Annotated in this window: 20 protein-coding genes; 7 read left to right on the top strand and 13 right to left on the bottom strand. The window is 74.7% G+C overall.

The annotated features are described in order from the left end of the window. Positions 1-115 precede the first annotated feature (115 nt). From adhE to ABT238_RS18245, 4 genes are all read left to right on the top strand, one after another. Complete coding sequence (adhE, locus tag ABT238_RS18260) at positions 116-2,764, top strand: bifunctional acetaldehyde-CoA/alcohol dehydrogenase (protein WP_350764550.1); 2,649 nt, start codon at positions 116-118, stop codon at positions 2,762-2,764. Between the two features lie 25 nt (positions 2,765-2,789). Then, on the top strand, positions 2,790-5,072 hold the full coding sequence (gene pflB / locus ABT238_RS18255; RefSeq protein ID WP_350565186.1) for a formate C-acetyltransferase: 2,283 nt from the start codon (positions 2,790-2,792) through the stop codon (positions 5,070-5,072). 109 nt (positions 5,073-5,181) lie between these two features. Beyond that, a complete protein-coding gene (gene pflA, locus ABT238_RS18250) occupies positions 5,182-5,937 on the top strand; it encodes a pyruvate formate-lyase-activating protein (RefSeq protein WP_350565188.1) in 756 nt (251 codons plus the stop codon). Between the two features lie 155 nt (positions 5,938-6,092). Further along, positions 6,093-7,118 carry a hypothetical protein gene (locus tag ABT238_RS18245; protein ID WP_350764538.1) on the top strand — a complete coding sequence of 342 codons (1,026 nt, stop codon included), beginning with the start codon at positions 6,093-6,095 and terminating at the stop codon, positions 7,116-7,118. 283 nt (positions 7,119-7,401) lie between these two features. On the opposite strand, the gene ABT238_RS18240 is transcribed toward ABT238_RS18245, so the two are convergent. The 7 genes from ABT238_RS18240 to ABT238_RS18210 all read right to left on the bottom strand — a co-directional run bounded on the left by ABT238_RS18240 (position 7,402) and on the right by ABT238_RS18210 (position 16,365). After that, positions 7,402-8,715: a cryptochrome/photolyase family protein gene (locus tag ABT238_RS18240; protein WP_350764530.1), complete on the bottom strand. Its 1,314-nt coding sequence runs from the start codon at positions 8,713-8,715 to the stop codon at positions 7,402-7,404. Further along, entirely contained in the window at positions 8,712-9,491 is a 780-nt protein-coding gene (locus tag ABT238_RS18235) for a DUF1295 domain-containing protein (RefSeq protein WP_350565264.1), read from the bottom strand. Before ABT238_RS18235 ends, ABT238_RS18240 begins: the two co-directional genes overlap by 4 nt. Positions 9,492-9,547: 56 nt before the next feature. Further along, on the bottom strand, positions 9,548-10,831 hold the full coding sequence (locus ABT238_RS18230; protein WP_350764520.1) for a class I SAM-dependent methyltransferase: 1,284 nt from the start codon (positions 10,829-10,831) through the stop codon (positions 9,548-9,550). Further along, positions 10,828-11,613, bottom strand: a complete 786-nt coding sequence (locus ABT238_RS18225) for a DUF1365 domain-containing protein (RefSeq protein WP_502891445.1) — start codon at positions 11,611-11,613, stop codon at positions 10,828-10,830. The genes ABT238_RS18230 and ABT238_RS18225 overlap by 4 nt, the downstream gene beginning before the upstream one ends. Beyond that, positions 11,610-12,944, bottom strand: a complete 1,335-nt coding sequence (locus tag ABT238_RS18220) for an NAD(P)/FAD-dependent oxidoreductase (protein ID WP_350764509.1) — start codon at positions 12,942-12,944, stop codon at positions 11,610-11,612. Before ABT238_RS18220 ends, ABT238_RS18225 begins: the two co-directional genes overlap by 4 nt. 127 nt (positions 12,945-13,071) lie before the next feature. Then, positions 13,072-15,018 (bottom strand): sigma-70 family RNA polymerase sigma factor, encoded by a 1,947-nt coding sequence (locus tag ABT238_RS18215; protein WP_350764500.1) that lies wholly within the window; start codon positions 15,016-15,018, stop codon positions 13,072-13,074. A 75-nt stretch (positions 15,019-15,093) separates the two neighbouring features. Then, positions 15,094-16,365, bottom strand: coding sequence for an NAD(P)/FAD-dependent oxidoreductase (locus ABT238_RS18210; protein WP_350764493.1), 1,272 nt, complete (start codon positions 16,363-16,365; stop codon positions 15,094-15,096). A 233-nt stretch (positions 16,366-16,598) separates the two neighbouring features. On the opposite strand from ABT238_RS18210, the gene ABT238_RS18205 reads away from it, so the two are divergent. Further along, the gene (locus ABT238_RS18205) at positions 16,599-17,030 is read left to right on the top strand and encodes an SRPBCC family protein (protein ID WP_350565200.1); all 432 of its coding nucleotides are present in this window, start codon (positions 16,599-16,601) and stop codon (positions 17,028-17,030) included. Positions 17,031-17,112: 82 nt separating this feature from the next. Here the strand turns inward: ABT238_RS18205 and ABT238_RS18200 are convergent, their stop codons facing one another. Together ABT238_RS18200 and ABT238_RS18195 are read right to left on the bottom strand one after the other, a co-directional pair. Next, positions 17,113-18,462 (bottom strand): TolB family protein, encoded by a 1,350-nt coding sequence (locus ABT238_RS18200; RefSeq protein ID WP_350764478.1) that lies wholly within the window; start codon positions 18,460-18,462, stop codon positions 17,113-17,115. A 182-nt stretch (positions 18,463-18,644) separates the two neighbouring features. Next, positions 18,645-19,223 carry a TetR/AcrR family transcriptional regulator gene (locus ABT238_RS18195; protein ID WP_350565204.1) on the bottom strand — a complete coding sequence of 193 codons (579 nt, stop codon included), beginning with the start codon at positions 19,221-19,223 and terminating at the stop codon, positions 18,645-18,647. 91 nt (positions 19,224-19,314) lie between these two features. Between ABT238_RS18195 and ABT238_RS18190 the strand changes: the two genes are divergently transcribed. Continuing rightward, positions 19,315-19,761 carry an anthrone oxygenase family protein gene (locus ABT238_RS18190; RefSeq protein WP_350565206.1) on the top strand — a complete coding sequence of 149 codons (447 nt, stop codon included), beginning with the start codon at positions 19,315-19,317 and terminating at the stop codon, positions 19,759-19,761. A 71-nt stretch (positions 19,762-19,832) separates the two neighbouring features. On the opposite strand, the gene ABT238_RS18185 is transcribed toward ABT238_RS18190, so the two are convergent. Continuing rightward, complete coding sequence (locus ABT238_RS18185; RefSeq protein ID WP_350764461.1) at positions 19,833-20,768, bottom strand: LysR family transcriptional regulator; 936 nt, start codon at positions 20,766-20,768, stop codon at positions 19,833-19,835. Between the two features lie 141 nt (positions 20,769-20,909). Between ABT238_RS18185 and ABT238_RS18180 the strand changes: the two genes are divergently transcribed. Continuing rightward, positions 20,910-22,154 carry an MFS transporter gene (locus ABT238_RS18180; protein ID WP_350764454.1) on the top strand — a complete coding sequence of 415 codons (1,245 nt, stop codon included), beginning with the start codon at positions 20,910-20,912 and terminating at the stop codon, positions 22,152-22,154. Positions 22,155-22,487: 333 nt separating this feature from the next. Here the strand turns inward: ABT238_RS18180 and ABT238_RS18175 are convergent, their stop codons facing one another. From ABT238_RS18175 to ABT238_RS18165, 3 genes are all read right to left on the bottom strand, one after another. After that, positions 22,488-22,868: a hypothetical protein gene (locus ABT238_RS18175; protein WP_350764440.1), complete on the bottom strand. Its 381-nt coding sequence runs from the start codon at positions 22,866-22,868 to the stop codon at positions 22,488-22,490. 171 nt (positions 22,869-23,039) lie between these two features. After that, entirely contained in the window at positions 23,040-24,101 is a 1,062-nt protein-coding gene (locus tag ABT238_RS18170) for a substrate-binding domain-containing protein (RefSeq protein WP_350565214.1), read from the bottom strand. Positions 24,102-24,271: 170 nt separating this feature from the next. Then, positions 24,272-26,065 (bottom strand): glycoside hydrolase family 35 protein, encoded by a 1,794-nt coding sequence (locus tag ABT238_RS18165; protein ID WP_350764426.1) that lies wholly within the window; start codon positions 26,063-26,065, stop codon positions 24,272-24,274. Between the last annotated feature and the right edge of the window lie 2 nt (positions 26,066-26,067).

Here is a 26,067-nt window from a genome sequence, read left to right as displayed (position 1 = left end):
CGGACCGCGGACAGGTCCCGTTGGGCGGATCCCCGCCGGCCCCCGGGCGAGGAGTCTGGAACCGAAGGCGCCCGAGGCGCCCGATGTCGGACGACGACCGGAAAGGCAGTCCAGCATGACCTCCCGCCCGAAGCACGACGCGCAGCCGTCGACCACGAGCGCCCTTCCCGCCCCGCCCGACAGCGTCGACCGGCTGGTCGCCGCCGCCCTCGACGCCCTGGAGGAGTACGGCTCCTTCACCCAGGAGCAGGTCGACCACATCGTCAGGAAGGCCTCGCTGGCCGCGCTGGCCCAGCACACCGGGCTCGCGGTGCTGGCGGTGGAGGAGACCGGGCGGGGCCTGTTCGAGGACAAGGCCGTCAAGAACGTCTTCGCCTGCGAGAACGTCACCCATGTGATGGCCAGGACGAAGACCGTCGGGGTGGTGCGCCGGGACGAGATCGACGGCATCGTGGAGATCGCCGAGCCGGTCGGCGTGGTCGCCGGCATCACCCCGGTCACCAACCCCACCTCCACCACGATCTTCAAGGCGCTGCTCGCGCTGAAGACCCGCAACCCGATCGTCTTCGCCTTCCACCCGGCGGCCCAGCGCTGCTCGGCCGAGGCGGCCCGGATCGTGCGCGACGCGGCGGTGGCGGCCGGTGCGCCGGCGCACTGCGTCCAGTGGATCGAGGAGCCGTCGATGGCGGCCACCGACGCGCTGATGCGCCATCCGGGGGTGGCGACGATCCTGGCCACCGGCGGCAACGCGATGGTGCGGGCGGCCTACAGCTGCGGCAAGCCCGCGCTGGGCGTCGGCGCGGGCAACGTGCCGGCGTACGTCGAGCGCAGCGCGGACCTGCGGCGGGCGGTCAACGACATCGTGCTGTCGAAGACCTTCGACAACGGCATGATCTGCGCCTCCGAGCAGGCGGTGATCCTGGACGCGGAGATCCGCGACGCGGCGCTCGCCGAGTTCCGCGGGCTGAAGGCGCACCACGCGAGCGCCGAGGAGAAGGCGCTGCTGGAGCGCTACCTGTTCGGCGTGGGCGACGGGGCCTCGTGCGCGGGTGCGAAGCTGAACGCCGAGGTGGTGGGCCGCACCGCCGCCGAGATCGCCACGGCGGCCGGCTTCGAGGTGCCGGCCGACACCTCGGTGATCCTGGCCGACTGCGAGCGGGTCGGCCCGGCCGAACCGCTCACCCGGGAGAAGCTCTGCCCGGTACTCGCCGTGCTGACCGCGGGCTCCCGCCGGGAGGGCGTCGAACTGGCCGCCGCCATGGTGGAGTTCGACGGGCTGGGGCACTCGGCGGCGGTGCACACCGAGGACGCGGCGTTCACCGAGGAGTTCGGACACGCCGTCAAGGCCTGCCGGATCATCTGGAACGCGCCCAGCTCGCAGGGCGGCATCGGCGACGTCTACAACGCCTTCACGCCCTCGCTGACCCTGGGCTGCGGCAGCTACGGGCACAACTCGGTGGCCGGCAACGTCTCGGCGCTGAACCTGGTGAACATCAAGCGGATCGGGCGGCGCAACACCAACATGCAGTGGTTCAAGGTCCCGCCGAAGATCTTCTTCGAGCGCAACTCCGTCAAGTACCTGGCGAGCATGCCGGGCGCCCACCGGGTCGTCGTGGTCACCGACCACACCATGGTGGCGATCGGCCACCTGGAGCGGATCCGCGGTGTGCTGGACCGGCGCCGGGAGCCGGTCGAGGTGCGGGTCGTCGACTACGTCGAGCCCAACCCGAGCATCGACACGGTGCGCCGGGGCGCGGAGCTGATGCGGGAGTTCGAGCCGGACACCATCATCGCGCTCGGCGGCGGCTCGCCGATGGACGCGGCCAAGGTGATGTGGCTGATGTACGAGCACCCGGAGGTGGAGTTCGCGGACCTCAAGGAGAAGTTCTTCGACATCCGCAAGCGCGCCTTCACCTTCCCCGACCTCGGCGAGAAGGCCAGGCTGGTGTGCATCCCGACCACCTCGGGCACCGGCAGCGAGGTCACCCCGTTCGCGGTGATCACCGACACCGCCACCGGCCAGAAGTACCCGCTCGCCGACTACGCGCTCACCCCGAGCGTGGCCATCGTCGACCCGGCGCTCACCACCCGCCTGCCCGCCCACGTCACCGCCGACACCGGCTTCGACGCCCTCACCCACTGCATCGAGACCTACGTCTCGGTCTACGCCAACGACTTCACCGACGGCCTGGCCCTGCAGGGCATCCGGCTGATCTTCGAGAACCTGGAGCGGGCCGTCACCGCCGGGCCCGGGGACCCGCGGGCCCGGGAGAAGATGCACAACGCCGGCACGATCGCCGGCATGGCCTTCGGCTCCGCCTTCCTGGGCGCCGTGCACGCCATGGCGCACACCCTGGGCGCCACCTTCCACGTCGCCCACGGGCGGACCAACGCCCTGCTGCTGCCGCACGTGATCCGCTGGAACGGCTCGGCGCCGGCGAAGGTGACCGGCTGGCCCAAGTACCGGAGCTACACGGCCCCCGAGCGCTACCAGACGATCGCCCGGACGCTCGGCCTGCCGGCCGCCACCCCCGAACAGGGCGTGGAGTCGCTCGCCGCGGCGGTCGAGAACCTGCGCGACCGGGTCGGCATCCCCCGCTCCTTCAAGGACGCGGGCGTCGACGAGGACGCCTTCCTGGCGGCCCTGCCGCAGCAGGCGATGAACGCCTACGAGGACCAGTGCGCCCCCGCCAACCCCCGGATGCCGCTGCTCACCGACATGCAGCGGCTGATGCGCCAGGCCTACTACGGCGACCGGGCCTGAGGGCCCGGACAGAGGAGACACCGAGATGACCACCTCGCAGCGGACGCGGACCGCCCCCACCACCACGCCGGCCGGAGCCTGGGACGGCTTCGCCCCCGGCCCCTGGCAGGACGGCGTCGACGTGCGGGACTTCGTCCAGCGCAACTACACCCCGTACGAGGGCGACGCCGGCTTCCTGGCCGGCCCCACCGAGCGCACCCTCGCGGTCTGGCGGCGGATCACCGATCGCTTCCCCGAGGAGCGCGCCAAGGGCGTCCACGACGTCGCGTACGACGTCCCCTCGACCATCACCGCGCACGCGCCCGGCTGGATCGACCGGGAGCGCGAGCTGATCGTCGGCCTGCAGACCGACGCCCCGCTGAAGCGCGCGATCATGCCCAACGGCGGCTGGCGGATGGTCGCCGGCGCGCTGAAGACCTACGGCTACCCGGTCGACCCCGGGCTGGAGAAGGTCTTCACCGAGTACCGCAAGACCCACAACGCCGGGGTGTTCGACGCCTACACCCCCGCGATCCGGGCCGCCCGCAAGGCCGGCGTCGTCACCGGCCTGCCGGACGCCTACGGGCGCGGCCGGATCATCGGCGACTACCGCCGGGTCGCCCTCTACGGCGTGGACCGGCTGATCGCCGGCAAGCTCGCCGAGAAGGCCGAGCTGGACGCCGCGCCCACCGACCCGGCGCGGCTGGAGGACACCATCCGCGGGCGCGAGGAACTCGCCGAGCAGATCCGGGCGCTGGGCGAGCTCAAGGCGATGGCCTCGGCCTACGGGTACGACCTCGCCGGCCCGGCCACGACCGGCCGGGAGGCCGTCCAGTGGCTGTACTTCGCCTACCTGGCGGCGGTGAAGGAGCAGAACGGCGCGGCCATGTCGCTCGGCCGCACCTCGACCTTCCTCGACGTCTACCTGCAGCGCGACCTCGCCGCCGGACGGCTGACCGAGGAACAGGCCCAGGAACTGATCGACGACTTCGTCATCAAGCTGCGGATCGTCCGCTTCCTGCGCACCCCCGAGTACGACGAGCTGTTCTCCGGCGACCCGACCTGGGTCACCGAGTCGATCGGCGGCATGGGCGAGGACGGCCGCACCCTGGTCACCCGGACCTCCTTCCGCTACCTGCAGACCCTGTACAACCTCGGCCCGGCGCCCGAGCCGAACCTGACCGTCTTCTGGTCGCCCCGGCTGCCCCGGGGCTTCAAGGAGTTCTGCGCCCGGGTGTCGATCGACACCTCCTCGGTGCAGTACGAGTCGGACGAGCTGATGCGCCCGCGCTTCGGCGACGACACCGCGATCGCCTGCTGCGTCTCGGCGATGCCGGTCGGCCGGCAGATGCAGTTCTTCGGTGCCCGGGTCAACCTCGCCAAGACGCTGCTCTACGCGATCAACGGCGGCCGGGACGAGAAGTCGGGCGAGCAGATCGGCCCCGCCACCGGGGCGATCGCCTCGGAGGTGCTCGACTACGACGAGGTGATGGCGCGCTTCGAGGAGCAGATGGAGTGGCTCGCCGGCACGTACGTCCACGCGCTCAACGTCATCCACTACATGCACGACAAGTACGCCTACGAGCGGCTGGAGATGGCGCTGCACGACCGCGACGTGCGGCGCACCATGGCCTGCGGCATCGCCGGCCTCGCGGTGGCGGCGGACTCGCTGTCGGCGATCAGGTACGCGAAGGTCACCCCGGTGCGGGACGCGACCGGGCTGGTCACCGATTACCGGATCGAGGGCGAGTACCCGGCGTACGGCAACAACGACGACCGGGTGGACGCGATCGCGGTGCACCTGGTCGAGGAGTTCATGCGCAAGGTGCGCAAGCACCCCACCTACCGGGGCGCCGAGCACACCCAGTCGGTGCTCACCATCACCTCCAACGTGGTGTACGGCAAGAAGACCGGCAACACCCCGGACGGCCGCCGGGCCGGCGAGCCGTTCTCCCCCGGCGCCAACCCGATGAACGGCCGCGACCGCCACGGCTACGTCGCCAGCGCGCTGTCGGTCGCCAAGCTCCCGTACGCGCAGGCCGAGGACGGCATCTCGCTCACCCACACCGTCGCCCCGGACGGCCTCGGGCGCACGGCGCGGGAGCGGATCACCAACCTGGTCGGCGTGCTGGACGGCTACACCGCGGTCGGCGGCTTCCACATGAACGTCAACGTGCTGAACCGGGACACCCTGCTGGACGCGATGGCCCACCCGGAGAAGTACCCGCAGCTGACCATCCGGGTCAGCGGCTACGCGGTCAACTTCGTGCGGCTGACCCGCGAGCAGCAGCTCGACGTCGTCAACCGCACCTTCCACGACGCGCTGTAGCCCGCCCCGCCCGTCCCCGCCCGTCCCCGTCCTCCGTCCCGCCCCCGCGCCGCCGGTGCCCCGCGTTCCGGGCACCGGCGGCGCCCCCTACCGCTGGAGAAGACCCGCGATGACCGACGGCGCCCCCACCGCCCCCGCGACCGGCATGCTGCACTCCTGGGACCTGTCCACCGGCGTCGACGGCCCCGGCACCCGCTTCGTCGCCTTCCTGGCCGGCTGCCCGCTGCGCTGCCAGTACTGCCACAACCCCGACACCCGCTACCTGAGCGACGGCCGCCCGGTCACCGCCGACGAACTCGTCCGGAAGGCCGCCCAGTACACCGCCTTCATCCACGCCTCCGGCGGCGGCGCGACGGTCAGCGGCGGCGAGCCGCTGCTGCAGCCCGCCCTCACCGGGGAACTCCTGCACCGGTTCAAGCACGACCTGGGCCTGCACACCGCGCTGGACACCTCCGGCTACCTCGGCGCCCGGGCCGACGACGCGCTGCTCGCCGACACCGACCTCGTGCTGCTGGACGTCAAGTCCTGGGACCGCGCCCTCTACCGGAGGGTGACCGGCCGCCGGCTCTCCCCCACCCTGGACTTCGCCCGCCGCCTGGCCGGCCTCGGCACCGAGGTCTGGGTCCGCTTCGTGCTCGTCCCCGGCCTCACCGACCCGGCCGGGAACGTCGAGGGCGTCGCCGCCTTCGCCGCCTCGCTGGGCAACGTCAGCCGGGTCGACGTGCTGCCCTTCCACAAGCTCGGCGCCGCCAAGTGGCGCGCCCTCGGCCTGGACTTCCCGCTCGCCGACACCCCGGTACCCACCGCCGACCATATCGCCGCCGCCCGCGCCGTCTTCACCGCCCACGGCCTGTACGCCGTCTGAGCCCGGTTCCGCCGTCAACCCGTCAACCCGTCAACCCGGGATTCACCTGTTCGGCTTCAAGCTGCGTCGTCCGCGGTTGGACGCCGGGCGGCCGGGCGAGGATCCGGCACGAGCCGCCGGACGACACCGGTCCCCGCACCTCGGAAGGGCGCAGCGTGAACCCCACCGTCCGCAGCCCGGTCGGACACCCGCCGCCGGGCATCGACACCCTCCGCTACCGTCCGCACGGCGCCCTCGCCGCGATCCCCGACCCCCGGCACCGCGCCATGGTGGCCGAGGTCCTCGGCTCCGGGCTGGTGGACGGGCTGATCGCCGCCACCGCCGCGTTCGACCCTCCCGTGAACGGGACGCAGTGCCGCACCGCCGTGGAGGTGCTCACCGCGGAGTTCGCGGCCTTCGGCGTCGAGGTGCCCGCCGCCACGATCCGCCACATCACCCGGATGCGCGCCGTGATGGTGCCGATCGCCGACGACGCGCTCGCCCTCGCCGTCGACCGGATCTGGGTGTTCACCACCCGCACCGACGACGTCTGCTGCCACGACCGCGGCGAGGCGGCGGCGGTGATGCGCGCCGGTCTGCTGCCCGACGCACCGCCGTCCTCACCGGTCACCCGGTACATCCGCCACATGTTCGACGAGGTCGCGCCGTTCTGCGAACCGACCTTCCTCGCGGTCTGGAAGAACTTCTTCTACAACGCGATCACGGGCGTGCTGTTGGAGGCCGAGTTCGACCCCGGGGCCTCGGACGGGATCGACAGCGACTTCGCCCGGACCTTCAACGGCTTCTCCCAGTTCTGGTTCACCTCGCTCCAGTTCACCGCCCCCTGCCTGCGCGCCGACACCCACCGGGCGTTCTGGTCGGCGGCCCTGAGCTCCGGGGTCGCGTTCCTCAACGACGTCAACGACGTCGTCTCGTTCTACAAGGAGGCCGTGCACGGCGCGGACTTCGCCACCGGCCGGATCCACCGCCGGGCGGTCACCGAGGGCATCCCCTACCTCGCCGCCTACCGCCGGGTGCTCGCCGGCGGCCGGGCCGCCCACCGCCGCGTCCTGGACCTCGCCACCGAGGAGCAGCGCCCCCACCTCGACCGCTACCTCACCGGGTTCACCCACTGGCAGCTGCACTGCCGCCGCTACCGCTGGCAGGACGTCTACCCGGACCTCACCATGATCGACGCGTAGGACGGGCGGTCCGGCGCGGGCCGCGGCTCACATGGTGGTGACGATCAGCCCGATGTGGGTGAAGTGGTCGAGCCCGCCGAAGACCAGGAAGGCGGGACCGGCCAGCCCCCACGCGACCCCGACGACCTGGACGGACCACCCGGCGGGGCGACGCAGCGCGTAGGGGAACAGGGAACAGCAGCGCGCCGATGCCCACCAGGCGGCGATCCGGGCCGTCCGGGCGGCCCGGTCCTCGCCCAGCCGCCGCCCGGCGGGCAGGGTAGCCGTGGACGCCTCGTCGCGGTCACGGCCGCCCGTGCCGGAACCGGGCGGTCAGCACGTCGGGACCGATGATCGGGGCCGGGTAGCCGTCGGTGAACAGCCACGGGCGGTGGACGGACGGGCCGGGAAGATGGGCGAGTTCGGGCACCCAGCGGCGCACGTAGTCCCCCGTGGGGTCGTAGCGGTCCGCCTGCCGCAGCGGGTTGAGGATCCGGTTGGGCCGGGTGTCGGTGCCCGTGCCGGCGACCCACTGCCAGTTGAGCTGGTTGTTGGCCACGTCACCGTCGACCAGCAGGGACAGGAAGTGGGCGGCGCCGATCCGCCAGTCCAGGTAGAGGTTCTTCGCCAGGAAGCTCGCGGTCAGCAGTCGGGCCCGGTTGTGCATCCATCCCTCGTGGGCGAGCTGACGCATGCCCGCATCGACGACCGGATAGCCGGTGCGGCCCTGCCGCCACGCCTCGGCCTCGCGCTCGTCCTGGTGCCAGTGGTCGCCGCGGTCCCGGTAGTCGCGGTGCGCGGCGTCGGGGCGGGCGGCGAGCACCTGGTGGTGGAAGTCCCGCCAGGCGAGCTGTCGGACGAAGGCCTGCGCACCGGCGCCGTCGTGCCGCAGGGCGCGCGTCACGAGTTCCGTCGGGGAGAGGCAGCCGAAGTGCAGGTACGGGGACAGCCGGGAGGTGCCGTCGGCCGCGAGGTCGTCATGGACGCCGGCGTAGGCACCGACGTCCCACCGCCGCCATCGCTCCCTGGCCGCCGTCTCGCCGCCCGGCGGCAGGCCCGGCGAGATCGGGCCGCCGACCAGCATGTTCTCGCTGCCGATGCCGTCCGGGGTGCGGATGATCCGCGGTGCGCCGAGCACGGCGCGGCGGGGCGTCCCCTGCCAGGCGCGGTGATAGGGGGTGAAGACCGCGTAGTGGTCGCGGCCGGCGGGGGCGACCCGCCCGGGCGGCACCACCGTCGTGGAACCGTCGTGCGCCTGGAGGCGGTCTCCGAGGAGCTCACGCAACCGGGTCTCACGGCGCTGGGCGAAACGGCTGACACCGGCGGCGACGTGCACGGTGGCGGCGCCGGTCGCGGCGACGACACGCGCCGTCTGCTCCGCGGGTTCACCGCGGCGCACGGTCAGCCGGGAGCCGATCCGGCGCAGCGAGGCGTCCAGGTCGGCGAGGCAGTCCGCGAGGAACGCCGTGCGGTTGGGGGCGGCGGATCCGCCGTTCTCGACCGCGGGGTCGAGGACGAACAGCGGCACGACCTCGTCGGCCGCGGCACAGGCGGCGTGCAGGACGGGGTTGTCGTGCAGACGCAGGTCCTGGGTGAACAGGGCGATCGACACGGTCACGGGTGGGGCCTCACGGGGGGTGTGGTCGGGATGCTCGGGTTCCGGCGCGGTGGCAGCGGTACGAAGCCGCTGGTACGGGCCGCATAGGCGGACCAGCCGGGGCGCTGTGCGCCCAGTTGCCGTTCCAGCAGCGGCTTGCCGCTGCCGAACGCCAGCAGCCAGGTCATCAGGAGCGGGCTGAGGACGAACGCCCAGCCGGCGGGGGTGTCGGCGGCGAGCAGGAACAGCCCCCACCACACACAGGCGTCGCCGAAGTAGTTGGGGTGGCGGGTGTAGCGCCACAGGCCCCGGTCCATGATCAGGCCGCGGTTGGCGGGGTCGGCCTTGAACCGGGCGAGTTGCCGGTCCCCCACCGCCTCGAAGGTCAGGCCGACCGCCCACACCGCGGTGCCCGCCCAGGCGAGCGGGCCCGGCGGCCGGGGAATGTACTGGGCGGCCTGGACGGGAAGGGAGACGAACCACACCAGGGCGCCCTGGAGCAGGTAGACCTTCCGCAGCGCGTACCGGGTGCGGGCCGGGCCCTCGGGGGCGCGGGCGAGCATCCGGGCGTAGCGCGGGTCCTCGGGCGCGCCCCGGGCACGCCGCCGGATGTGCGCGGACAGCCGCAGGCCCCAGACGGCGACGAGCACGGTGGCGAGCAGCCGGCGTCCGGCGTCGCCGTGGCCGTCCGACAGCACGTGTCCGCTCACCGCCACGGCGGTGAAGGCCAGCCCCCAGGCGACGTCCACACCGCGGTGGCGCCCGGTGCGCACCCCGACACCGAAGGCCGCGAGCATGACGGACAGCACGACGGTGGCTGCGACCGCGAGGCCGAGAGCGAAGGCACCGGCGTTCACGGCCCCACCCCCTCGCGGGCGAGCAGCACCTGGTGGACGTCCAGGTAGCCGGAGCGGAAGCCGGCCTCCGAGTAGGCGAGGTAGAACTCCCACGTCCGCCGGAAGACCTCGTCGAAGCCGAGGTCCGCGACCTGGGCCGAGCGTTCGGTGAAGCGCTCGCGCCACAGTCGCAGGGTCTCGGCGTAGTGCGGCCCGAAGGCGTCGGCGCGGACCACCCGCAGCCGGGTGGCGTGGGCCGCCGTCTCCTCGACGGCGCGCAGGGAGGGGATCCGGCCGCCGGGGAAGACGTACTTGAGGATCCAGGTGTAGGTGCGGCTGGTGGCGAGCATCCGGTCGTGCGGCATGGTGATCGCCTGCAGGGCGACCCGCCCGCCCGGGGCGAGGACGCGGTCGAGGGTGGCGAAGTACTCGGGCCAGAAGGGCCGTCCCACCGCCTCGATCATCTCCACGCTGACCACGGCGTCGTACGCGCCCTCGGCGGCGCGGTAGTCGCACAGCCGGACCTCGGCCCGCCCCGCCTGACCCGCGTCGGCGATCCGGCGGCGGGCGAGGAGGAGTTGCTCCTCGGAGAGGGTGAGACTGACCACCCGGGCGCCGCGGGCCGCCGCCCGCACGGCGAGTTCGCCCCAGCCGGTGCCGATCTCCAGCAGCCGGGTGCCCGGGCCGACGCGGGCCAGGTCGAGCAGGCGGTCGATCTTGCGGTGCTGGGCGGCGGGCAGGACGTCCCGGGTCACGAGCGGCACCGGGCCCGGGCCGACGGGGAAGACCGCCGAGGAGTAGGTCATCGTCGGGTCGAGGAACAGGGCGAACAGGTCGTTGGACAGGTCGTAGTGCCGGTGGATGTTGCGGGGCGCGTTCGCCGCCGTCGGGAGCTCCGCCGTCGGCGGGCGCCGGACGTGCAGCCGGCGCAGCCACTGGGTGCCGGCCGGCACCAGTGTCTCGGGGGCGGTGGCCAGTTCGGTCAGCAGCGCGACCAGGTCGGGGCTGTCCCAGTCGCCGGCCTGGTAGGACTCGCCGAAGCCGATCAGGCCGCCGGCGCCGATCCGGTGCAGGAAGTCCCCCGGGCGGTGCAGCCGCAGGACCGGCGCGTCGGCCGGGGCCGGCCGCAGGGTCCGGCCGTCGGGGAGCTCGACGCGCAGGCCGCGGCGCGCGGCCGCCCGGTGCAGCAGCCGCCCGGCCAGGGCGGCGCGCAGCGGTACGTGCGGCACCCGGGCCACGTCCGGCCAGCGGGCGGGATCGACGACGGGCGCGGGCCTCGCCGGGGAAGCCGTGGTGGTCATGGGGCGGGCACCTCTTCGGTGGGCCCGGCGCGCTCGGCGCGCCGGGAGCCGGTCGTCTGGCGGGGGTGGACGGGCAGGCCGCCGAGCCACAGGCGAATGCCCCGGTAGCGGATGTGCAGGCTGACGGCCCAGGTGGCGAAGGGGTGGGTGAGCGCCGCGGCCAGCAGGGCGGCGGGGCCGGCCCGCCGCGCGGTGCCGCGGACGGTGGCGGTGAAGGCGCGGCCCGCCGGGAGGTCCAGGTGGACGGTGAGATCGAGCCGCTCCCCCGGCTCGGGCAGCACCATCCGGTAGCGGCCGTCGACGGGGAGGAACGGGGAGACGTAGAAGTCCTTGAGGGTCTCGCCACGGCCGCCGGGATCGGGGGGCAGCAGGTAGCGGTGCCGGCCGCCGTAGGTGTTGTGGACCTCGGCGACCGTGCACAGTGGCCGGCCCGCACCGTCGCGGCACCAGTAGACCGTCAGCGGGTTGAAGACGTGTCCCAGCGACCGGGCCTGGGTCAGCATCAGGACCTGTCCGCCGCCGAGCCGGACCCCGTGGCCGGCGAGGTAGCCGTCCAGGGACCGGCGGATCGTCGCCTTCCGCCGGTCACGGTCCGGCACGTGGTCCTCGTGCCGGAACCGGGCCAGCGGCCGGAGCGGCCCCGGGACGGGCGGGAGCCGGTCGATGTCCACCAGCCACAGGTAGCCGCGGTGCCGGAACGACCGGCGCCGGGGCGCGGTGCGGACGTGGGTGGTGCGGGTGTCGTAGAGGACCGCGCCCCACGGCCCGGGCAACGGCCTCACGGCGCGTTCACCCCCAGCAGGGCCCCGGCGGCCTCGATGCCGGAGCGGCAGCCGTCCTCGTGGAACCCCCAGCCGTGGTAGGCACCGGCGAAGGCGGTCCGCCCCGCGCTGAGCCCGGGCAGCCTGTGCTGCGCGGCGACCGTGCGCGCGGTGTACACCGGGTGCTCGTACACGGCGCGGGAGACCACCAGGTGCTCGGGGACGGGGTGCTGACGGTCCTCGTTGAGGGTGACCAGGTAGTCCTCGGCGGTGTCCAGCCGCAGGAGCCGGTTGAGGTGGTAGCTGACCCGGACCCCGCCGGCGGGGGTGCCGCACCGGGGCATCCGGTAGTTCCACGAAGCGCGGGCCCGGCGGGCGGCGGGCAGGACGGCGGGGTCGCGGTGGAGCACGGTCGGGTTGCGCGAGTAGGTGAAGGCACCGAGGACGCTCGACTCGGCGGCGGTCGGGTCGGCGAGCAGCCGCAGCGCCTGGTCGGCGTGGGTGGCGATCACCACGGCGTCGGCCTCCGTGCGGTGTCCGTCCGCGGTCACCACGGTGACGCCGTCCGGGTGCCGGCGCACGGCGCGCACGGGCGTCGACCGGCGGACGGCCGCGAGGCGTTCGGCGATCCTGTCGACGTACGTGCGCGAGCCGCCGACGACGGTGCGCCAGGTCGGCGAGCCGGTCAACGAGAGCATCCCGTGGTTGTCGAGGAAGGTGAACAGGTAGCGCGCCGGGTAGTCACCCGCCAGATCGGGGGCGCAGGACCACACGGCGGAGACCACCGGGGTCATGAAGTGGCTGACGAAGTACGGCGAGAAGCCCCCGGCGGTGAGGAACTCGCGCAGACCCGGATCGCCCGCCGAGGGGTCGGCCAGCAGACGGCGGGCGAGCCGGTGGAACCGGGGGACCTCGGTGAGCATCCACAGGTAGCGGCCACGGACCAGGGCGTCCGTCCCGGCGAACAGTCCGCCGGGGCCGCGCGCGCCCGCGTACTCCAGGCCGCAGCCGTCGCACCGCACGGACATGCTCATCTCGGTGTCGCGGGTGCGGACGCCGAGTTCGGCGAAGAGCCGCAGCAGATGGGGGTAGGTGCGCTCGTTGTGGACGAGGAAGCCGGTGTCGAGGGCCAGCGCCCGGCCGTCCGCCCCGGTGGCCTCCTGGGTGTGGGCGTGGCCGCCGAGTCGTGCGTCGGCCTCGAACAGCGTGACCCGTACGCCGGCCCGGGTCAGCCGGTACGCCGCCGTGAGTCCGGCGACACCGGATCCCACGACCACCACCCGGCGCGGTCGTTCGCCGTTCTGCGCGATGGGGCCGGCCCGGTCGGCGGAGACGGTGTCGAACGTGGTCATGAGGGTCCCTCCCGGCGGGGCCGTCAGGCGGCCTGCACTGTCGTTGCACCGATTCTTCGGAGCCGACCGCGCAGCGGATTGGGTCCGGTTTTCCGACGGCGCGTCACCCCGGGCGAGGGCGCGGGTGTCAGGCCGTGACCGCCCGTTCGAGGAGGTCCACGGCGTCCCGGAGGGTGCGGGGGCGCGCGGTGCCGGCCGTCGGCCGGGTGCGGGCCCAGCCGGGTCCGGCGGCCACCACCAGCGCCCGGCCGCGGGAACCGCGCGGGCCCCACGTGCTGGCGGCGACCCGGCGTACGAGCTCGCGGTCGGCGGTACGCCGGTCCTGGGACCAGACCATCACCGCGACCGGGCCGATCCGGTGCACGGCGTCGAGCAGTGCCCGGGGCGGGACGGCCGCGCCGAGCATGCGGTACGGCAGGCCGCGCTCGGCCAGCGCGGCGGCCGTCGCCTCGAGCGGGAGGCTGTGCTGTTCGCCGGGCGCGGCCGCCAGGAGCACCGGCGGCACCGGCCTCGCGGTGACGGCGTCCACCGCCACGCCGCGCAGCACGCTGGAGACGTGCCACGAGAGCAGGTGCTCGACCTCGACGTACTGCTCGCCGTCCGCCGCCCACTTGCGGCCCGCGGCCCGCAGGGCGGGCATCATGACCTCGGTCCAGGCGTCGATCACGCCGAGGGTGCCGACGGATTCGCGCAGGATCCCGGCGACCTCCGGCGCGTCGAGCCGCACCGCCGCCCGTGTGAGGCCCCGGCATTCCGGGCGCACCGCCCCGACCCGCAGGGCCCTGCTCCCGCCGGGGCCGGGACCCGGGGCGGACCGCGCACCGCCGCGGGCGGCCGTACCGGGTTCCCCGGAAGGATCCACCGGGCCGGTGCCGCGGTGTGCGGCGGCGCGTTCGGCCAGCGCGGCGCGGGCGGCCTCGCCCGGCGGCACCCCCCGGGCCGTCAGGCGGCACATGGCCTCCAGCACGGCGATGTCCTGGTGGTTCCAGCGGCGGTGGTGCCCCGCCTCACGGTGGGCCGGGCCGATGCCGTAGCGGCGCTCCCAGGAGCGGATGGTGGTGGGCGACACGCCGAGGCGCTGGGCCACGCCGCCGGTCGGCAGCCCCACGTCCTCCGGTGGGCGGGACGCCGCGGGCGGTTCGCCGCCCTGCCGTCCGGTGTCGCCGCCGGCCGTCGACGTCACCATCCGGCGATCCTTCCCACGGTGAACCCCTGGCAGCACACCACCATGGTGGCGATCACCGGCGGGGGAATCCAACCGGGCCGTGCCGAGCGGAGTTCCGCCCGCTCCGGGGTGGACCTGACCGCGCACGTCGGTCCCTCGCCCTCGGGCGGCCCGGTGGGAGGACTCGCGGGCACCGGGCGCCCGTGGGTGAGCAGGTCTCGGTCGGGGGTCATGACGTCCTCGCGCGGTCGGGGGTGTTCCGGGGGTCACGGGCACGGCCCGGGCGGCGGGCGGCCGCGGCGCTGCCCGGTCGCACGGGCCGACCACGGCCCTGAGCCGGATCAGGGCGTCACGGGTCCTGGTCTTCACGGTCCCCAGCGGCACGTCCAGCAGATCCGCGATCTCCCGCTGCGAGTACCCGGCGTAGTAGGCCAGCACCACCGTTTCGCGCTGGACCCCGCTCAGCCGTTCGAGAGCCGCCCTCACCCGCAGCCCGTCCAGCGAGCGCGCCACCCGGACGTCCGGCGGCTCGTCGTCCACCGGCTCCCTCAGCGCGGCGCGGAGGTCCCGCTCGGCCGCCGCCCGGGCGGACCGCACCCGGTCCACCGCCCGGCGGTGCGCGATGGTGAGCACCCAGGCCAGCACGGATCCGCGCTCGGGCCGGTAGGCCGCCGCGGTGCGCCACACCTCCAGCAGGACCTCCTGGGCCACTTCCTCGGCGTGGGCGGGGCTGCGCAGCGTGCGCAGGGCGACCCTGTACACCGGCCCGGCGACCGCGCGGTACAGCCGCTCGTACGCCGCGTCGTCCCCGCCCGCCGAGCTCGCCAGAAGGCGGGCCAGGTCCTCGGTCGTCGTGGCCGGAGCGTCGGCGACGCGCGGGTCGGGGTGGCACTGTGCGGCTGGGGTCACGGTTCCACGCTGCAGCGGTCCGGAGCGCGGGGCGCAGTCGAAGCGTTTGTGCAGCGTTTGCCCGAGCGGGGGTGATCACCGGCCGGCGCCCCCGCGCACGGCGGGCCGGGCGAGGCGGGCGCGGTCCAGATCGGCCGACACCTCCCGGGCCGCCCGCGCGCCCGAGGCCAGCGCCCCCTGCACCGACGCCGTCGCCCGGTGGTCCCCGCACACGTAACGGCCCGGTGCGAACCGGGTGGTGCGGCTGAGCGCGAGCGGGGCGGGTCCGGCCGGCAGGGCGTCGGCGATCCGGTAGTCGGCCAGCAGCCGCCACCGCGAGGTGTCGGCCCCGTACAGCTCGCCCGCGCGAGTCCGGGCCGCCTCCTCGTCGGCGTCCGTTCCCAGCACCGAGGTCGACACCAGCGCGCGTCCGTCCGGCGAGCAGCCGGGGACGACCTCCGAGAGCACCACCGTGTTCAGCAGGTGCCGATCCGCGTCCACGACGAGCGTCGGCTCACGAAGCGGGGCGGCCGGCGCCGCGTGGTAGAACGTCGTCACCGCCCGGCCCGCCGGGACCGGCAGGCCCGGCAGCAGACGGGCGGCCCGCGCCATCCCGGTCGCCACCACGACCGCGCCGGCCCGCAGCACCGACCCGTCGGCGAGCGCCACGCCGTCGGCCGTCACCCGGTCCACCGGCGCGCCGAGCAGCAGCCGTCCTTCCGGCAGCCTGTCGGCCAGCTGCCGCGGGACGGCGCCGATGCCGTCGCGCGGCAGGCACAGGCTCCCTCGCACCAGGCTGCGCCACACCAGGTGGAACATCCGGCTGGAGGTCTCCAGTTCCTCCTCCAGGAAGATCCCGGCGAGGAACGGTGCGAGCAGCGTGTCCAGGGTGCGCCGCGACACGCCGGCGGCCCGCAGCGCCCGAGCGGTGCTGGTCTCCGGCAGGCGCTTGAGCACGCCGGCCGGCAGCACCGCGTCGCACGCCCCGAGCAGCCCGAGCGCCGCCAGGTCGCGCAGGGGCATCAGCCGACCGGGCAGCAGGTCGCGGCTCCGGCCCGGGTGCCTGGTCGGGTCCACCACGCGGTGCGAGCCTCGGGCGCCGGCGGTCAAGAACCCGGCGGTGAACGGGTGCAACCGTAGGGCGCGCAGGTCCAGACGGCGCTTCACCTGCGGATAGGAGGTGTTGAACACCTGGAAGCCCCGGTCCAGGCGAAAGCCCCGCACCACGTCGGTGCGCATCCGGCCGCCCACCTCCTCGGCGGCCTCGACGAGCAGCACGTCCCGGCCGGCCGCCGTCAGGTCCAGCGCACACGCGAGGCCGGCCAGGCCCGCGCCCACGACGACCACCTCGGTCGCGTCCAGTGACATCTCGCCCGCTCCTTCCCGCTCCGCGCGGACGCGGGGCTTCCACCCCGGTGCTTCGGAGACGGCGACGCCGCGGATCGGACCGCCCTCGCCGGGGAAGGCGCCGCGACCGCTGCACCAACGCTGCGGCTGCCACCGGCGGGCCACCGGTCCCAGGGTGGGAGGCGGAGACGGGTCATGGCAGCCGAGATTCCGGGAGCACTGATGGACATCGTCCGCCGACTTCACGAGGCCCGATGATCAGCGTGGAGCGCACCATGGTCGTGGACCGGCCTGCCGGGGAGGTCCTGCGCTACCTGGCGGACTTCGGCCACGCGACGCAGTGGGATCCGGGCACCGAGAGCTGCGTGCGCCTGGACGGCGCCGCCCTGGCGGAAGGGGCGTCCTGGCGCAACGTCTCCAGGTTCAGGGGGCGGCGGACCGAGCTCCACTACCGCCTGGAGCGGTACGAGCCCGGCCGCCTGGTGTTCGTCGGGCGCAACCGGACCGTCACGGCCACCGACGACATCACGGTCCGGGCCTCCGGGAACCGCGCGGTGGTCGTCTACCGTGCGCGGCTGCGGTTCCACGGGCCGGCGCGCCTCGCGTCGCCGTTCCTGCGGGCCGAGTTCGAACGCCTCGCCGACGCGGTGGCGCGGCGGCTTCCCCGGGTGGCTTCGGGAGGGTGACCAGGGGCTTCCCCCGGTCTTCCGGCGCCGGGGACGCGTGGCCGGGTGGTGCCCGGGCCATGACCGGCCCGGGCACCGCGGGTCAGCCGCGGGTGAGTGAGCGGACGTAGACGTGCCAGTCGTAGGGGCCGGGGTCCCCGGGGAGGAGGTTGGTGCTGCTGTCGCTGAACAGCACCGTGCGGCCGTCGGCGGTCACGAACGGGCTGACGGCGGCGCCGTCCTGCGGCGAGCCGTCCGCGGCCGTGGTGAGCAGTTCGGTGCGCCCGGTGGCCAGGTCCTGGCGGTGGAGGTCGTAGCGCGCCCGGCTCGCGGGGATGACCGTGTCGGAGCAGCCGCCGGAGAAGTAGATCCACCGGTCGTCGGCGGTGACGGCCGCCGACGCGTCCGCCCAGCAGATCGCGTCCGGGTTGGCGGACGTCCTGATGCTCCGCACCCGGTCCGTCCGCAGGTCCCGGACGAAGAGCTCGGTACGGGCCTTGCCGTGCGGCAGCGGAGGCGCGGCGAGGGCGTAGACGGCGTAGCGGCCGTCGGGGCTGAAACGCAGCACCGGGTCCGCCGGCCCGGGCGTTCCGTCGGGTGCGAGTGCGGCGACGACGGTGGTGCCGCGGTGCAGGTCGGTGGCGTAGAGGGTGGTGTAGCGCGGCCGGAGCAGGCCGGCGGTGGTCCCGCCCGCCGCCGCCGGGAGCAGGTTGCTCGCCCGGGAGCCGAAGCCGACCGTCCTGCCGTCCGCGCTGATCGTCGGACGGTCCGAGTCGGCGTCGGCCGGCTGCCCGTCGGCTCCGACGGTGACCAGGCGGGTGGCGCCGGTGAGGCGGTCGGTGACGTAGATGTTGCGGGTGTCCGGAGCCGCGGGGGCGCCGGGGACGACGTCGGCGCGGGCCGACATGAAGACGATGCGCCGGCCGTCCGCGCTGATCGCCGGGTGGTAGGCGCCGTTGTCCCGCCCCTCGGCGCTCGCCGTTCCGGTGGTGACCCGCGTGGTGCGGCCCCGGACGCGGTCGCGGACGTAGACGTTGTGGACGCCGTCCGCCTCGGCGGAGAAGGCGATGTAGCGGCCGTCGCCGCTGATCCCCGCCGTCTCGTCGACGGCGGCCGACGGGGTGCCGTCGTCGGCCCGGCTGACGAGTTCGGTCCGCCCGGTCCGCAGGTCGCGGACGTACAGGCCGAACGCGGGGGCCGCCGCGCCCGGGAGCAGGTTCGTCGCGGACGAGCCGAACAGCGCGTAGCGGCCGTTGCCGCTGATGCCCAGGCCCGTCGACTGCCGGTCGGCCCGGGCCCCGTCCGCGCCGAGGTCGGCCTGGACGGTGCGGCCCCAGGCGGGGGCGGCCTGGGCCGGCGCGGCGCCGGCGGCGACCGCCGCGGCCACCGCGAGCACGCGGGCGGCGGCTCGTGCCGTGCGGCGGATGCGGCCCGTTCGGTTGCTCGCTTGCATGGTGATGCGTCCTCCCCGGATGGTCGAGTCCGGCCCGCCCCCTGCTCCCCGTGCCGGCGGGCCCGAGGAGAGCCAAGCGCCGCGCGGCGCCGGCGGTCAACGGTGCGCGGGGAAACCGCCCGGAGAATACGCCGCCGGTGAGTTCGCCGACTGGACACCGCTGCCGACGCCGGTGCGGTGGGTCACAGCACGGCGAGCCGGTCCACCAGCAGCTCCACCCTGCGCCCGGTCTCCTCCGGCGGGAGCCGTCGCTCCCTGGTCAGGGTGGCCAGTCCGTGCAGGGCCGCCCAGAACACCTCGGTGAACAGTCCCGGGTGGACACCGTCCCCGGCGACCTCGGCGAGGCTCTCCAGCAGGGCGGCGAAGGCGTCCTTCAGAGGCTCCGGGGTGTCCTCGTCCGCGAAGGCCAGGCCACCGTCGAGCCGGAACAGGGCGTCGTAGACCGCCGGGTTGCGGGCGGCGAAGTCGAGGTAGGTGTGGGCGAGGGCGGTGACCCGGCCGCGGGGGCCGTCCGCGGCGGAGGTCGCGGCCCGCAGCGCCACGGCCATCTCGGCGGCGCCCTCCAGGGCGACGGCGCCGATGATCTCGCGTTTGCCGCGGAAGTGGCTGTAGAGGACGGGCTGGCTGTATTCGATGCGCTCGGCGAGCCGGCGGGTGGTGACCGCGTCCCAGCCCTGCTGCTCGGCGAGTTCGCGGGCCGTCGCCACGATGAGGCGTTCGCGTTCCGCCCGTTCGCGCTGCTTGCGTTCCTGTACCGACATGACCCGATCCTAGCACCGCTAGACAATCGAGCGACAGCAGGTCTAGCGTTGCCTCATCAGCTAGCAGCGCTAGATCCCAGGAGGGGTCATCATGCTCAACGCACTCCAGGTGTTCACCACCGTGTCCGTCGGCGTGATGGTGGGGGTGGAGTTCTCCGTCGCCTTCGTCGTCAACCGGATCCTCGACGCACTCCCCGGCGACAGCGGCCAGCTCGGCCGCGCCCACGGGGGCCGGATGCTCGGCGCCGTGATGCCGGTCTGGTACATCACCTCGCTCGTCCTCGTCGCGGCATGGGCCGTCGCCGGATGGCACCACCACGGCGCCGGCCTCGTCGTCACCGCCGGCGGGCTGCTGATCGTCAGCGTGCTCATGTCGGTGCTGCTGCTCGTCCCGATCAACGACCAGGGCAAGACGTGGACCCCCGAGAACCGACCCGAGGACTGGAAGGAGCAGATGAACCGCTGGGACCGCTACCACTACGCCCGCGTCGCCGTCATCATCGCCGCCTTCGCCCTGCTGGTCGCCGCCCTCGCCTGAGCCCGGGGGCCGCACACCGCGCCGGTGGCGCGCGGTCCCCGGCCGAGCGCGGGAGCACGGCGGCGCGGCGGTCAGCCCGGGACCACCCAGCGCGGGCGCCAGGTGCCGGGGGCGTCGTGGACGGCTCCGGTGGCGGCGAGGTGGGTGCGGAGGGCGGCCAGGGCCGGGTGGAGGTTGTCGCGGTGCCAGAGCAGGGCGTGCGGGTAGACGGGCGCGGGGTCGGCGACCGGGACGAGGCGCAGGCCGTGGCCGGCGGGCCAGACGAGGCGGGTGTGCGCGCCCATGAAGGTGGCCAGCGCCGGGGTGTCGGCGACGGTGTCCAGGAGCGCTTCGGAGCCGAAGTTGGGGCCGGTCGCCTCGATGGTGAGGCCGAACTCCGCCACGAGGTCGTCGTAGTAGGCGGCCCACTCGCTGCCGGGGAGCATGCCGGGCATCCAGATCCGGTGCCCGGCCAGCTCGGCGAGGGTCACCGACCGGGCGTCCGCCAGCGCGTGGCCGGGGCCGGTGAGGAGTTGGAGCGGCTCGTCGACCACCCGGACGGACGCCAGGTCCTCGGGAAGGGGCCGGCCCGGCATCGCGACCGCCCGGAAGGACGCGTCGATCGTGCCCGAGCGGATCGCGGTGACGGCGGCCTCGATCTCCAGCAGCGTCAGCACGTCCAGCTCGGTGCCGGGGTGCGCGCGGTGGAAGCCGCGCAGCAGGCCGGACGCGGCGCCGCGGAGGTTGATCACGTCGACGCGCAGCGGACGGCGGCCGGCGTGCACGGAGGCGACCGCGCGCTCGGCGACGCGCAGCAGCTCGCGCGCGTGCGGCAGGAACGCCCGCCCGTCGATGGTCGGCTCGGCGCCCCTGGGCGTGCGGTCGAACAGCCGCACGCCCAGGTCGCGCTCCAGCGCGGCGATGCGCTTGGAGACGGCCTGCTGGGTGATCGACAGGTCGGCGGCGGCCTTCTGGAACTGGCCCGCCTCCGCGACGGCGGCGAAGGTGCGTACAGCTTCGAGGTCCATGCCGGCCCACCTTAGTGAACAACCGGAGGTTGTGCGGATCCGGTGAGCAGGTTGTTTGACCTGCGCTTCTCCGGAGCGCTTGGCTCTCCCCGGTCAACGCCGGTTTGTTCGGTCGGGACGGCGAAGGGGAGCGTGCGCGGCATGACGGGCAGGAGAGCGCTGGGCCGGCAGTTCGGCTGGCTGTGGGCGGCCTACGCGGCGAGCGCCTACGGATCCGGGCTGGGATTCGGGGCCCTGCCGCTGATCGCCGTGCTGGTGGTGCACGCCGGTCCCGGCGAGGTGGCCGCGCTGTCGGCGGTGGGGCCCGCGGTCGGCGCGCTGATCGCGGTGCCGCTCGCACCGTGGGTGGAGTTCCGGCGCAAACGCCCGGTCATGATCGCGACGGACCTGGTGCGCTGCGCCGCCATGGCCTCGGTGCCCGTCGCCCACGCCGTCGGCCGGCTCGGCTTCGTCCAGCTGCTGGTGGTCTCCGCCGTGGTCGCCGCCGCCAGGATCGCGTTCAACGCGGCGAGCGGCGCCCACCTCAAGGCGCTCGTCCGGCCGGAGGACCTGCTGGTGGCCAACGCCCGCTTCGAGTCCACGAACTGGAGCTCCATCGCGATCGGACCGCCGCTGGGCGGGGCGGCGATCGGCCTGTTCGGGCCGGTCACCACCGTGCTCGCCGACGCGTTCAGCTACCTGCTCTCCGCGCTCGGCATCGCCGCGATCCGGGGCCGGGAGGAGGCGCCGCGACCGGCCGGCGCGGGCCGGGTGGGGCCGGGCGCCGTGCTGGACGGCTGGCGGCACCTGATGGGCGAGCCCGGGCTGCGGGCGCTCTGCCTCAACAACATGCTGGTCTCCGGCCTGATCATGGCCACCGAGCCGCTGCTGGCCGTGCTCCTGCTCGGCCGGCTCGGGTTCGCGCCCTGGCAGTACGGCCTCGCCTTCGCCGTCCCCTGCCTCGGCGGCCTCCTCGGCTCGCGGCTGGCCGCCCGCGTGGTGGCCCGCCACGGCCGGCAGCGGGTGTTCCGCACCGTCGGCACCCTGCGGGCGGTCTGGCTGATCGGCCTGGTCCTCGTCCGCCCCGGCGTCGTCGGCCTGGTCACCGTGATCGCCGTCGAGCTGGCGATCGTCGTGCACATGAGTCTGTACAACCCGGTGCTCGCCACCTACCGGCTCGAACACACGCCCCAGTGGCTGGTCGCCCGCACCCTGTCGGCCTGGTCCGTCGCCCAGCAGACGTCCATCGCCCTCCTCACCGCGCTCGGCGGACTGCTCGCCGACGCCACCGGCCCGCGCACCGCCATCGCGGCGGCGGGGCTGCTCATCCTGGCCAGTCCGCTGCTGCTGCCGCGCGGCGACCTGACGCCGCGGCACCTGCCGGACCCGGCTCCCGGCCGCGGCTGACCGCCAACTCCGCACCGCCTCCCGCACCACGTGGACGCCGCCACCGCCGTCCACGCGCCGCCCGACGCGCCGGGCGGGCAACCGCGCCGCACGCCGGACCCGCTTCGGCGCGCCGGCCGCCACGGATCCCGGCCGCCGACTGCGCGAACACGGCGTCACCACGCCGGCCATCGCCGGACGCAGCCCCGGCGGCGCCGTCCCCGATGCGGCCGACCGCGGCCGGCGGCCGCACGTCCCGCCTGACGCGGTCGCCGGGGTCCATGACCAGTTGCCGCCGCGTCGGGTCCGCGCCCCCGGACGACCTGCTCGCCGCCGGCGGGCCGGCCGGTCCGGTCACGCCTCCCGGCGGCGGCGGAAGATCCGGCGCAGCGCGAACACGATCGCCACGACGAGCGCGACGAAGAACAGCACGATCAGCAGCACGACGACCAGGGCGGCGATGCCGAGCTTCTTGAAGAAGCCGCCCTTCTTCTTCTCCTTGGTGTCACCGGCCGCGAGCGCGGCGCGGTCGCCCGCGGTCCGGACGGCCTCCGGCCGCTCGCCGCCGGGTTGCGCGGCGGTCCCGGGGCCGGCGGCCTGGGTGGCGGCCACCTGGGTGACGGCGGGCACCGCCCGGGCGACGGCGGGTGCGGCCTGGGCGGCGCCGGGCGAGCCCAGCACCAGCCCGACCAGTACGAGGGCGGGGGCGATCTTCGCGAGCACACGCGAACTCACTGCTACTCCTGTCGTCTCTGTCGGCTCCGACGGGCGCGCCGGACGGCCGGACACCGCACCCGGGCAGGCCGGGCCGGGCCCGCGCCGACGGCCGCCACCAGCGAGAATCTACAGGACTGTAGAAGTTCGGGGAACCGGGGGTCGAGGGCCGGGGCGAACCGCGGAGCCGTGTCAGGCGGTGCGGGCGCCGCAGGACTCGCGGACCGTCAGCCTCGGCAGCAGCAGGAGGTGGTGGACCGGGAACGGGTCGTCACCGCCGAGACGGCGCAGCAGCAGCGCCACCGCCTCGGAGCCGACGGCCCGCTTCGGCGGGGCGACCGCCGTCAGCGGCGGAGCGCCGAGGGCCGCGAGCACGTCGTCGTAGCTGACCACCGCCAGCTGGTCCGGCACCTGGATGCCGCGGACCCGCAGCAGCGGCAGCAGCTGGATCGCGTCCTGGTCGTTGTGGACCAGCGCCGCCTGGACACCGCGCGCGCAGGCCTCGGTCAGGGCGTCCGCCACCGCCTCGGCGTCCGCCACCGGGTTCACGATGTCGATGACGGGCTCGGCGGGAAGGCCCAGCAGCTCGCAGCTCTCGGCGTAGCCCCGGCGGATCTCGTGCGCCGTCCAGGTGTCCCGGCGGGCGACCAGCGCGACGGAGCCGTGGCCGAGTCCGGCGAGGTGGCGCACGGCGAGCAGCACGCCGTGGCGGTGGTCGGAGGCGACCGAGTCCAGCTCCTCCGCCGGGCTGCCCGGCGCCGGGCGGCGCTCCACCAGGACGGCCGGGACGGGGAGGTCCTCGACCCAGTCCCCGCGGCCCGGGGTGTCGGCGGGGGTCCAGTTGGGCGCGAGCAGCAGCCCCTTGACGCCCGACTTGAGCAGCTGTTCCACCTGGACCTGGTCGGCGCTCGCCTCGTACGAGGAGATGCCGAGCACCAGGTGGGCGCCGGCCTGGGCGGCGGCGGCCCGGGCCCCGGCGATCACCTCGTCGAAGTACTGGCCGACCGCGGGGACGAGCAGTCCGAGTGACGGTGCCTCACCGCGCGCCGGACCGCTCTGCGGGGCGGCCGCCGCCCAGGACACCGAGCCGTGGGAGCGGCGGAGCAGGCCGGCGTCGGCGAGTGCCGCGACGTCGCGGCGCACGGTGACCGCCGGGAGCGCCAGGCGCTCCGCCAGCTCCGCGACCCGGACCGAGCCGAGGCCCTGCACGGTTTCGAGGATGCGGCTGCGGCGTTCGTCGGCCGAGATCGACATGTCACTCCCTGCGCCTTGCTCCGGTCGGTGCGAAGTGATCTGCGCAACGCGGACAGGAATCTACCATTCGGTCAGGCCGTGATCGGGACACGATCGGGTCGCGATCAGCCGCCCCGGCCCCGGCGCGGGTGCCGGTTTCGGCGGGCGCGTCGGGGCCGGGGCGGTCAGGCTCAGTCCGCGGGCGTCCACTGCGGGGCCGTCGGGCCGAGGTCGGGGCCGTCCCGCAGCTCGATCCGGGTACCCGGCCGGTGGAGTTCGAGGACGACCACCTCGTTGGCGCCCGGGTGCCACAGCGGCGCGGGGGCGTAGAGGGTGCGCTGCGGGCCGCGGTCCCAGAAGCGGCCCAGGGCGAAGCCGTTCAGCCAGACCATGCCCTTGGTGAAGCCCGGCAGGGCGAGGAAGCCGTCGGCCGGTTCCTCGACGGCCAGCCAGGCCCGGTGGAAGACGGGGCCCTCGCCCGCGTGCGGTCCCGGGGTGAAGCGCAGGGTGCTCAGGTCGTCGAGCGGCAGTGGGCGGACCTCCCAGCCGAACTGGTACTGGCGGTCGATCCGCACGCCCCCGGTGATCCCCTTGCGGTCGTGCAGCAGCGGCCCGTAGTTGATCCGCCCCATGTTCTCCACCAGCAGGTCGAGCACCGCTCCGCCGGCCGGCACGGTGACCGGGAGCGCCTCGTCGGGGCGGTCCCGTTCGAGCACGCCGATCGGGGCGCCGTCCAGGAAGACCTGGGCGCGGTCGGCGAGTCCGTCGACGCGCAGTTCCCCGTGGGCGAGCGGGCCGCGCAGGCGGGTGCGGTAGTGGATCAGGCCGAAGTTCTGGCCGTAGACCTCCATCGGCTCGGGCTCGGCGCCGCGGTGGACGGTGGCGAGGTCGTCGAGGGAGGCGAGCAGGGCGGCGCCGGAGGCGACCGGGACGCTCTGCGGGGCGAGCCGGGCGGGCGGCGGCGGCGGCTGGTGCGGATTGGGTCCCTGGTGGCGCTCGATGACCTCGCGGAACAGGTGGAACTTGGTGGTGAGTTCGCCGGCCTCGCCGACCGGGGCGTCGTAGTCGTAGCTCGTCGTGTCGGGCTGGTAGCTGGTCCCGTCGTGGTTGGCGCCGTTCCACCAGCCGAAGTTGGTGCCGCCGTGGCCCATGTAGATGTTGACCGAGGCGCCGGCGGCGAGCATCCGGTCGAGGACGTCGGCGCACTCCTGCGGGTCGCGCAGGTGGTGCGGCACGCCCCAGTGGTCGAACCAGCCGGTCCAGTACTCCATGCAGACCAGGGGGCCGACCGGCTGGTGGCGGCGCAGGCAGTCCAGCGACTCCTCGGGACGGGACCCGAAGGTGCCGGTGGTGAGCAGTCCGGGCAGCCGGCCGCCCAGCTGGAAGCCGTCCTCGGCGCCGTCCGCGGTGAAGAGCAGGCAGTCGACGCCGCGGCGGACCAGGCCCTCGCGCAGGTGCTCCAGGTAGGCGGTGTCGTTGCCGTAGCTGCCGTACTCGTTCTCCACGGCGACGGCGACGACGGGCCCGCCGTGCGAGGCGAGCAGCGGCAGCAGCACCGGGACGAGGACGTCGAACCAGGCGTCGACGGCCGCGAGGTAGGGGCCGTCGACGCGGCGCAGCCGCAGTCCGGGCTCCGCCAGCAGCCAGGCCGGCAGACCCCCGAACTCCCACTCGGCGCAGATGTAGGGGCCGGGCCGGACGATGACGTCGAGTCCGAGGTCACCGGCGGTGCGGACGAAGGCGGCGAGGTCGCGGTCGCCGGTGAAGTCGGCGGCGCCCGGCACGGGCTGGTGGAAGTTCCACGCCACGTAGGTCTCGACGGTGTTGACGCCCATGGCGCGCAGCCGCAGGAGCCGGTCGGACCAGAGTTCGGGGCGGATCCGGAAGTAGTGGACGGCGGCCGAGACGATCCGGTGCGGGCGTCCGCCGCGCAGGAAGGTGTCGCCGTCGAGCGTCAGGGCGGGGTGGGCGGCCTGGTCGGCCATGG

This window comes from Kitasatospora sp. NPDC001527, from assembly GCF_040298605.1.
Taxonomy (GTDB): domain Bacteria; phylum Actinomycetota; class Actinomycetes; order Streptomycetales; family Streptomycetaceae; genus Kitasatospora.
Note: the sequence above shows the minus strand (reverse complement) of the source record. Positions and strands in the feature narration are given on the sequence as shown.

Coding starts and splice junctions, on each gene's coding strand:
- adhE (WP_350764550.1), top strand. CDS start 116: ATGACCTCCCGCCCGAAGCACGACGCGCAGCCGTCGACCACGAGCGCC.
- pflB (WP_350565186.1), top strand. CDS start 2,790: ATGACCACCTCGCAGCGGACGCGGACCGCCCCCACCACCACGCCGGCC.
- pflA (WP_350565188.1), top strand. CDS start 5,182: ATGACCGACGGCGCCCCCACCGCCCCCGCGACCGGCATGCTGCACTCC.
- ABT238_RS18235 (WP_350565264.1), bottom strand. CDS start 9,491: ATGCTCGCGGCCTTCGGTGTCGGGGTGCGCACCGGGCGCCACCGCGGT.
- ABT238_RS18230 (WP_350764520.1), bottom strand. CDS start 10,831: ATGACCACCACGGCTTCCCCGGCGAGGCCCGCGCCCGTCGTCGATCCC.
- ABT238_RS18220 (WP_350764509.1), bottom strand. CDS start 12,944: ATGACCACGTTCGACACCGTCTCCGCCGACCGGGCCGGCCCCATCGCG.
- ABT238_RS18210 (WP_350764493.1), bottom strand. CDS start 16,365: ATGTCACTGGACGCGACCGAGGTGGTCGTCGTGGGCGCGGGCCTGGCC.
- ABT238_RS18205 (WP_350565200.1), top strand. CDS start 16,599: ATGATCAGCGTGGAGCGCACCATGGTCGTGGACCGGCCTGCCGGGGAG.
- ABT238_RS18200 (WP_350764478.1), bottom strand. CDS start 18,462: ATGCAAGCGAGCAACCGAACGGGCCGCATCCGCCGCACGGCACGAGCC.
- ABT238_RS18195 (WP_350565204.1), bottom strand. CDS start 19,223: ATGTCGGTACAGGAACGCAAGCAGCGCGAACGGGCGGAACGCGAACGC.
- ABT238_RS18190 (WP_350565206.1), top strand. CDS start 19,315: ATGCTCAACGCACTCCAGGTGTTCACCACCGTGTCCGTCGGCGTGATG.
- ABT238_RS18185 (WP_350764461.1), bottom strand. CDS start 20,768: ATGGACCTCGAAGCTGTACGCACCTTCGCCGCCGTCGCGGAGGCGGGC.
- ABT238_RS18180 (WP_350764454.1), top strand. CDS start 20,910: ATGACGGGCAGGAGAGCGCTGGGCCGGCAGTTCGGCTGGCTGTGGGCG.
- ABT238_RS18170 (WP_350565214.1), bottom strand. CDS start 24,101: ATGTCGATCTCGGCCGACGAACGCCGCAGCCGCATCCTCGAAACCGTG.
- ABT238_RS18165 (WP_350764426.1), bottom strand. CDS start 26,065: ATGGCCGACCAGGCCGCCCACCCCGCCCTGACGCTCGACGGCGACACC.